Origin of the sequence: Micromonospora sp. NPDC000207, assembly GCF_040300925.1 — a bacterium.
Lineage (GTDB): Bacteria > Actinomycetota > Actinomycetes > Mycobacteriales > Micromonosporaceae > Micromonospora.
Genome location: NZ_JBEPEQ010000185.1, coordinates 1 through 6,754, shown reverse-complemented (window position 1 = coordinate 6,754; position 6,754 = coordinate 1). Strand labels below are relative to the sequence as shown.

General features: G+C 73.6%; 8 protein-coding genes. 3 read left to right on the top strand and 5 right to left on the bottom strand.

What is annotated here, in order from left to right:
• The 5 genes from ABT336_RS26405 to ABT336_RS26385 form a co-directional block, all read right to left on the bottom strand.
• Positions 1–1,682, bottom strand: a 1,682-nt coding sequence (locus ABT336_RS26405; RefSeq protein WP_350900156.1) for an adenylate/guanylate cyclase domain-containing protein, incomplete at its 3' end; no start/stop codon positions are given.
• Entirely contained in the window at positions 1,679–2,530 is an 852-nt protein-coding gene (locus tag ABT336_RS26400; RefSeq protein ID WP_350900154.1) for an MBL fold metallo-hydrolase, read from the bottom strand. The genes ABT336_RS26400 and ABT336_RS26405, both read right to left, overlap by 4 nt.
• 99 nt (positions 2,531–2,629) lie before the next feature.
• The gene (locus ABT336_RS26395; protein WP_350900152.1) at positions 2,630–3,091 is read right to left on the bottom strand and encodes a RidA family protein; all 462 of its coding nucleotides are present in this window, start codon (positions 3,089–3,091) and stop codon (positions 2,630–2,632) included.
• A complete protein-coding gene (sp36, locus tag ABT336_RS26390; protein WP_350900150.1) occupies positions 3,088–3,243 on the bottom strand; it encodes a Sp36 family protein in 156 nt (51 codons plus the stop codon). Before sp36 ends, ABT336_RS26395 begins: the two co-directional genes overlap by 4 nt.
• Positions 3,244–3,285: 42 nt before the next feature.
• Positions 3,286–3,768 (bottom strand): hypothetical protein, encoded by a 483-nt coding sequence (locus ABT336_RS26385; RefSeq protein WP_350900148.1) that lies wholly within the window; start codon positions 3,766–3,768, stop codon positions 3,286–3,288.
• A 368-nt stretch (positions 3,769–4,136) separates the two neighbouring features.
• Between ABT336_RS26385 and ABT336_RS26380 the strand changes: the two genes are divergently transcribed.
• From ABT336_RS26380 to ABT336_RS26370, 3 genes are all read left to right on the top strand, one after another.
• Complete coding sequence (locus tag ABT336_RS26380; RefSeq protein WP_350900146.1) at positions 4,137–4,700, top strand: Rv0361 family membrane protein; 564 nt, start codon at positions 4,137–4,139, stop codon at positions 4,698–4,700.
• 75 nt (positions 4,701–4,775) lie between these two features.
• Entirely contained in the window at positions 4,776–5,753 is a 978-nt protein-coding gene (gene bagA, locus ABT336_RS26375) for an ATPase BagA (protein WP_350900144.1), read from the top strand.
• A 53-nt stretch (positions 5,754–5,806) separates the two neighbouring features.
• The coding region (locus ABT336_RS26370; protein WP_350900142.1) for an ArsA family ATPase at positions 5,807–6,754 on the top strand (948 nt) is incomplete at its 3' end.

Genomic DNA, 6,754 nt, shown 5'->3' with positions numbered 1-6,754 from the left:
GACCGGGCGACGACCGGCAGCGCGTCGATCCGGGCCGCCAGGACGGCGGCCAGGTCCCGGGAGAGCAGCCGGCTGCCCAGCGAACCCGGGGCGAGCCGCCACCCGCCGCCGCCGACGGCGGTCAGCGCCCCCCGCTCCATCAGCAGGGTGACCAGTTCGGCCAGGTAGAACGGGTTCCCCTGGGCGGTGGCGAGGAGCCTGTCGGTGTCGGCCTGCGGCAGCTTCCCGCCACCGAGGTAGCTGGTCAGCAGCCGGGCGGCGTCGGCTCCGCGCAGCGGCGGCAACGCGTGCACCTCGGCCTCCGAGACCCGGGTCAACGCCCCGGCGGTACGCACCAGCTCGGGGCGGCCCAGCAGCAGGACCAGCACCGGTCCGGTGAGCCGGGACAGGGTGACCCCGAGCGCCCTGATGGTCTCGGCGGTGGCGTCGTGCAGATCGTCGACCACCACCACCAGGGGAGCCTCGACGGCGAGCCCGCTGAGCAGCTCGGCGACGGCGTTCGGCACCGCCTCCGCGTCGACCGGGGTGCCGCTGGTGGTCCACTCGCCCTGCTCGGTGGGGCTACCGGCGGTCAGCTCGGCGTACCCGAGCAGGGCCAGGATCTGTTCGGTAACGACCGGGGCGGGTTCCGGGCTCAACCGGGCCAGGCGCTGGCCGAGGCGGCGCAGCCGCTCCTCCACGGCCGGTCGGGTCAACGCGGTGGCGGTGTCGCTGGGCAACCCGACGGCCGCCCTGACCAGGTCCGCCAGCGGGGCGAGCCGACGCCGTTCACCGAAGGCGGCGCAGCGCACCGAGAGCACCCGGGCACCGGTGTGCGCGGCGAACCGGCCGGCACCCACGTCGTACCCGGCGGCCAGGCGTTCCACCTCGGCGGAGAAGCGGGACTTGCCGATCCCCGCCTCGGCGGTCATCAGCAGCACCCGGGGTTCCCCCCGGTCGATCACCTCGGCGAGCCGTCCGGCGACCCGACCCACCTCGGTCTCCCGCCCCACGAACGGCGCCTCGTCGCCCAGCCCGGACCGGGTCCCCGGGGCGTCGAGCAGACCCAACAGCTCGTACGCCTCGACCGGTTCCCGCTTGCCCTTGAGCCGCAGCGGTCGCAGGGCCCGCCAGGAGGCCACGTGCCGGGTCGCGGCGGCGGTACGCCCACCGGCGTACACCGCGCCGACGGCGGCGGCGTCGGCCAGCCGGGCGGCGGTGTTCACGGTGTCCCCGATGACCGTGTACTCGATGGCGGCCTGGATACCGGCGATCACGTCCCCGGTGTTCAGGCCGACCCGCAGGCCGAGGGGGGCTCCGCCCCCGCGCTCGTCGTCCAGGACCCGCCGGACCGCCCGCTGCATCGACAGCGCGGCCCGGACCGCCCGCTCGGCGTCGTCCTCGTGGGCCACCGGGGCGCCGAAGACCGCCATGATCCCGTCGCCGGTGAGCTTGTCGACGTGCCCGCCGAAGGTCTTGACCGCCCCGGCCAGGGAGGCGAGCACCCGGTCGGTGACAGCGCCGACCCGCTCCGGGTCCAGGTCCTCCGACCAGGAGGTGAAGTCGGACAGGTCCCCGAAGAGCACCGTGACCACCCGGCGCTCGGCGGCGGGCAGCATCGCGGCGGCCGGCAGGGCGGCCCCGCAGTTGTGGCAGAACCGAGCACCCGGTACGGCGACGGTTCCACACACCGGGCAGGTCACGGCTGGTCCAACCGCGCTTCCGAGCCGTCGGACTCCCCGACGGGCACCCCCAGGTACTCCAGCTGGGCCCGGACCGACCACTCGGCCGCCCACCACAGGGCGGGATCCACGTCGGCGTACACCCGGGCGACCACCTCGGTCGGGGTCCGGTCCCCGGCGTCGACAGCGGCCCGGACCTGCGCCAACCGGCCCTGCCGGTGGGCCAGGTAGTAGTCGGCGGCGGCCCCGCAGTCGGCCAGCGCCGGCCCGTGCCCAGGCAACGCGGTGACCCCCCGGTACGTCGCCAGCCGGGCCAGGCTGGCGAGGTAGTCGGCGAGGTTGCCGTCGGGGTGGGCGACGACTGTGGTGCCCCGGCCGAGGATGGTGTCCCCGGTGAGGATCGCCCGGTCACCCTCGTGCTCGACGAGGAGGCAGACCGAGTCGGCGGTGTGTCCCGGAGTGGGGATCGGCTCGACGACGAGCCCGGCCGCCTCCAGCGGCGGCCACGCCCCGGCGGGGTCACCGGCACCGAGCGGCTCGGCGTCGACGGTGTGGGCCGGATCGACAGCTCGTACCGGCACCCCGCCGAGCAGGTCGGAGAGTCGCCGGGAGCCGTCCGTGTGGTCCGGGTGCCCGTGGGTGATCAGCACTGCCGCCACCGGTCCGGCCTCGACGATCCGGGCGAGGTGCGCCTCGTCGAGCGGGCCGGGGTCGACGACCACGGTCTCGGCGCTGCCGGGGGCGCGCAGCAGCCACGTGTTCGTCCCGTCGAGCGTCATCGGGCCCGGGTTCGGCGCCCGTAGCAGCCGTACCCAGGTCGGAAGCTCGTCGGCCGGTGCCGCCACCGGCGCGGTCACATGACCCGTCATGAGTGCGATCGTACGACCCCGGCGGGCGCTCCCCGCGATCTTGGCGTACGGACCTGTGGATCGCGGGGAACGACTGACGATCTCGCGGTACGGGTGGACTCACCCGACCTCGAAGACGACCTCCACCTCGACCGGGGCGTCGAGCGGCAACTCGGCCACCCCGACGGCGCTGCGGGCGTGCCGCCCGGCCTCGCCGAACACGGTGCCGAACAGGTCGGAGGCACCGTTGATCACACCCGGCTGTCCGGTGAAGCCCGGTGCCGAGGCGACGAACCCGGTCACCTTCACCACCTTCACCACGTTCTCCAGCCCGACCAGCGCGTCGACTGCGGCGAGCGCGTTCAGCGCGCACCGCTGGGCGAGTTCCTTGGCCTGCTCGGCGGAGATCCCGCCGCCCACCTTTCCGGTGGCGAGCAGCTTGCCGTCGAGCATGGGCAGCTGCCCGGAGACGTACACGTGCTGCCCGGACTGCACGGCGGGCAGGTAGCTGGCCACCGGGGCGGCCGTCTCGGGGAGCGACAGCCCCAGTTCGGCCAGTTTGGCGAGGGGGCCGCCGTTCACGCCTTGACCCGCTTGAGGTAGGCGACCAGCTGCTCCGGGTTCGGGCCGGGGATCACGGCGACGAGTTCCCAGCCGTCCTCGCCCCAGTTGTCGAGGATCTGCTTGGTCGCGTGGACCAGCAGCGGGACCGTGGCGTATTCCCACTTCTGCATCGGTGAGGGCTCCCTGTACTGGTGTTGACGGTCCGCGACAGCCTACGGTCCCGACGGCGGGCCGGGGGCGGGGCGTTGCTCGGGGGCACCTGGCAGCTCGCCACAGGGTCCGCCGTGGTCGTAGCGCTGGGGGCAGCGGGACCTGTCGGCCAGCAGGAGGTCGCAGAAGACCCGCTGCCTGTTGTTCTGGTCGTCGGTGGTCGAGACGGTGGTCTCGCCGGCGTCCAGTTCGGGCAGGAATCCGAGCGAGACGGCGACCTTCCCGGCGAGGGCGGTCGCGGCGGACAGGTCGGCGACCCGGATCGGGAGGTGGATGACGTACCCCGGCTCCTCCTCGTCCCGGGCCCGGTCGTCGAGCCGGTGCAACGTACGGACCAGCTCCCCCGGGTCGGACAACCGGCGGTACGACCGCTCGTTGAGTGGGGGGCCGTTGACCAGGCCCTCGACCTCTCCGCCGGGGCCGGCCCGCCGGGTCCGGTCACCGAAGGGGACAGGGGAGCGGGGGGTGTCGTCCGCGTCGTGCATCGCAGTGCCTCCCGGCGTCGTCTTCGTCATGCCTTGGCCTCCGGGCCGGACCATCCGTCCGACCCGGCCCCCGCCGTCGGCCCGAAATTAGGGCCGAAGGACCCTGGCTTCAACCGGACGCGCACGATCGATCACCTCAAGTCACATATGCGACACATCCCGAGTCCGGTAACCGATGGCGATCACAAAAGGGGTGTAACACCCCTACGTCCTGCTCAACGGGGCCGAGTCAAACGGACACCCGGCTCACTCCTCTCATCCGGGCATCGACCGTTACCCTTCCTCGGGCGGGTACGGCTCGCCCCGTACGCGCGCTCCGCGCCGCCGCCCCCTCCCGGCGGTGGGCGCTCTCACCCCCGGGAGAGCAAATGACCCAACCGCCGTACGGTGGCCCGGCCGGATCGTCCGGGGGCCCGCGTGAGGTGCCCGCCACCTCCTCCGGTCCACAGCACGCCGCCCCGACCGCGTCGGCCACCCGTCGGGGCACCCGGAACAGACGCGGCGTGACGATCGCCTCCGTGGTCCTGGCCGCGACGGTCCTGCTCTGCGGCGGTGGCGGGGTCACCGCCTTCCTCGCCCTGCGCAACGCCGAGAACGGCGAGGGGGCCACCGAGCCGACCATCGCCGTGGAGAACTTCATGACCGCCGTCTACCGGGACCACGACCCGTCCCGGGCGACCCGGCTGGTCTGCAGCGCCGCCCGGGACGAGAAGAAGATCGCCGCGAAGGTCGCCGAGGTGGAGCGCTACTCGGCCGCCTACGCCGGGCCCCGGTTCCGGTGGAGCTCTCCCAGCGTGGACAACCAGAACGGGGACCGGGCCACCGTCTCCACCACGGTGACCATGACCACCTCCGACGAGAAGGTCGCCGACCAGGACCTGCGGTTCACAGTGGTACGCAAACGCGGCTGGTGGGTCTGCGACGTCAACTGAGCCGATCCCCCCTGTCGGTCGACGGCCTGGGCGGGCGGCCGACCGCACCCGGGAGGACTGGTTAGGCTCGACGGCGTGGGACTCTCGCAGCAGCCGGCCGATCCGGCCCGCCCCGGCTGGCCCGCCCGCCTGCACGTGGTGACCGGAAAGGGTGGCACCGGCAAGACCAGCGTGGCGGCGGCCCTGGCCCTCGGGTTGGCCGCCGGTGGCCACCGCACCCTGCTGGTGGAGGTGGAGGGGCGAGCGGGCATCGCCCAGCTCTTCGGCACCGACCCCCTGCCGTACGCCGAGCGTCACCTGACCGACGCCGCCGACGGCGGGGAGGTACGCGCCCTCGCCGTCGACGCCGAGGAGGCCCTCCTCGAATACCTGGACATGTTCTACAAGCTCGGTGCGGCCGGACGGGCGCTGCGCAAGCTCGGCGCGATCGACTTCGCCACCACCATCGCCCCCGGCCTTCGGGACGTCCTGCTCACCGGAAAGGTGAAGGAGGCCACCACCCGGACCGAGGGGCAACGCCGGGCGTACGACGCCGTGGTCCTGGACGCACCGCCGACCGGACGGATCGGACGGTTCCTGAACGTCACCGCCGAGACCGCCCGACTGGCCAAGGTCGGCCCGATCAAGACCCAGAGCGAGGGGGTCGCCGCCCTGCTGCGCTCCCCGATGACCGCCGTACACGTGGTGACCCTGCTGGAGGAGATGCCGGTCCAGGAGACCGTCGACGCCGTCGCCGAGCTGGCCCAGCTCGGCTTCCCGACCGGGCGGGTGATCGTCAACGCGGCGCGGGCCCCGCTGCCCACCGGGGCGCCGGTCGGCCCGGAGGAGCTGCGCCGGGGGTTGCTCGCCGCCGGTCTCCCGGCCGACCAGGCGACAGTCGCCGGGCTGCACGACGAGGCGCGCGACCAGGCGGCCCGCCGGGAGTTGGAGGACTCCCTCCGCGCCGACCTGGTGGAGTTGGGGCTGCCGATCACCGAGTTGCCCCTGCTCCCGGACGGGGTCGACAGGGCCGGACTGGACACCCTGGCGGCGGCGCTGCTCGCCGCCGATTGACTCACACCTGCCCCGGCACCGGGCGGAGCAGCCCTACGGCCCGATACGCTCGATTGGTGCCTTCCGAAGACGCGGCGCCGCGGCTGGACGTCGACCGGATCCTCGCCGACCCCGGCGTGCGGATCGTGGTCTGCTGCGGTGCCGGTGGGGTCGGCAAGACGACCACCGCCGCCGCGCTCGCGCTGCGTGCGGCGGAGCACCACGGTCGGCGTACTGTGGTGCTCACCATCGACCCGGCCCGTCGGCTGGCCCAGTCGCTGGGCCTGACCGAGCTGGACAACACCCCCCGGCAGGTCAAGGGGATCGACGTGGAGTCCGGCGGGGGCGAACTGCACGCCATGATGCTGGACATGAAGCGGACCTTCGACGACGTGGTCGGGCAGCACACCGACCCGGCGAAGGCCGCCGAGATCTTCGCCAACCCGTTCTACCAGGCCATGAGCTCCACCTTCGCCGGCACCCAGGAGTACATGGCGATGGAGAAGCTGGGCCAGTTGCACGCCCGGGGCGAGTGGGACCTGATCGTGGTGGACACCCCGCCGTCCCGCTCCGCGCTGGACTTCCTCGACGCACCGGCCCGGCTCTCCCGGTTCCTCGACGGGCGCATGCTGCGGCTGCTGTTGGCCCCGGCGCGGACCGGCGGCCGGAGCATGTTCAGCTTCGTCACGGCAGGCTTCGGGATGTTCTCGAAGGTGGTGCAGAAGGTGCTCGGGGCCCAGCTGCTCACCGACCTGTCCGGGTTCGTGGCCGCGCTGGACTCGATGTTCGGTGGCTTCCGGCAGCGGGCCGAGCAGACGTACCGGATCCTGCAGGCCAAGGAGACGGCGTTCCTGCTGGTCGCGGCCCCGGAGCCGGACGCGGTCCGGGAGGCCGCCTATTTCGCGGGCCGGTTGCGTGAGGAGCGGATGCCGCTGGCCGGTCTGGTCCTCAACCGGGTGCACCGGCCGGCGGTGACGACGCCGGGCGCGGCGGAGAGCCTGGCCGCCGCGCAGCGGCTGGCC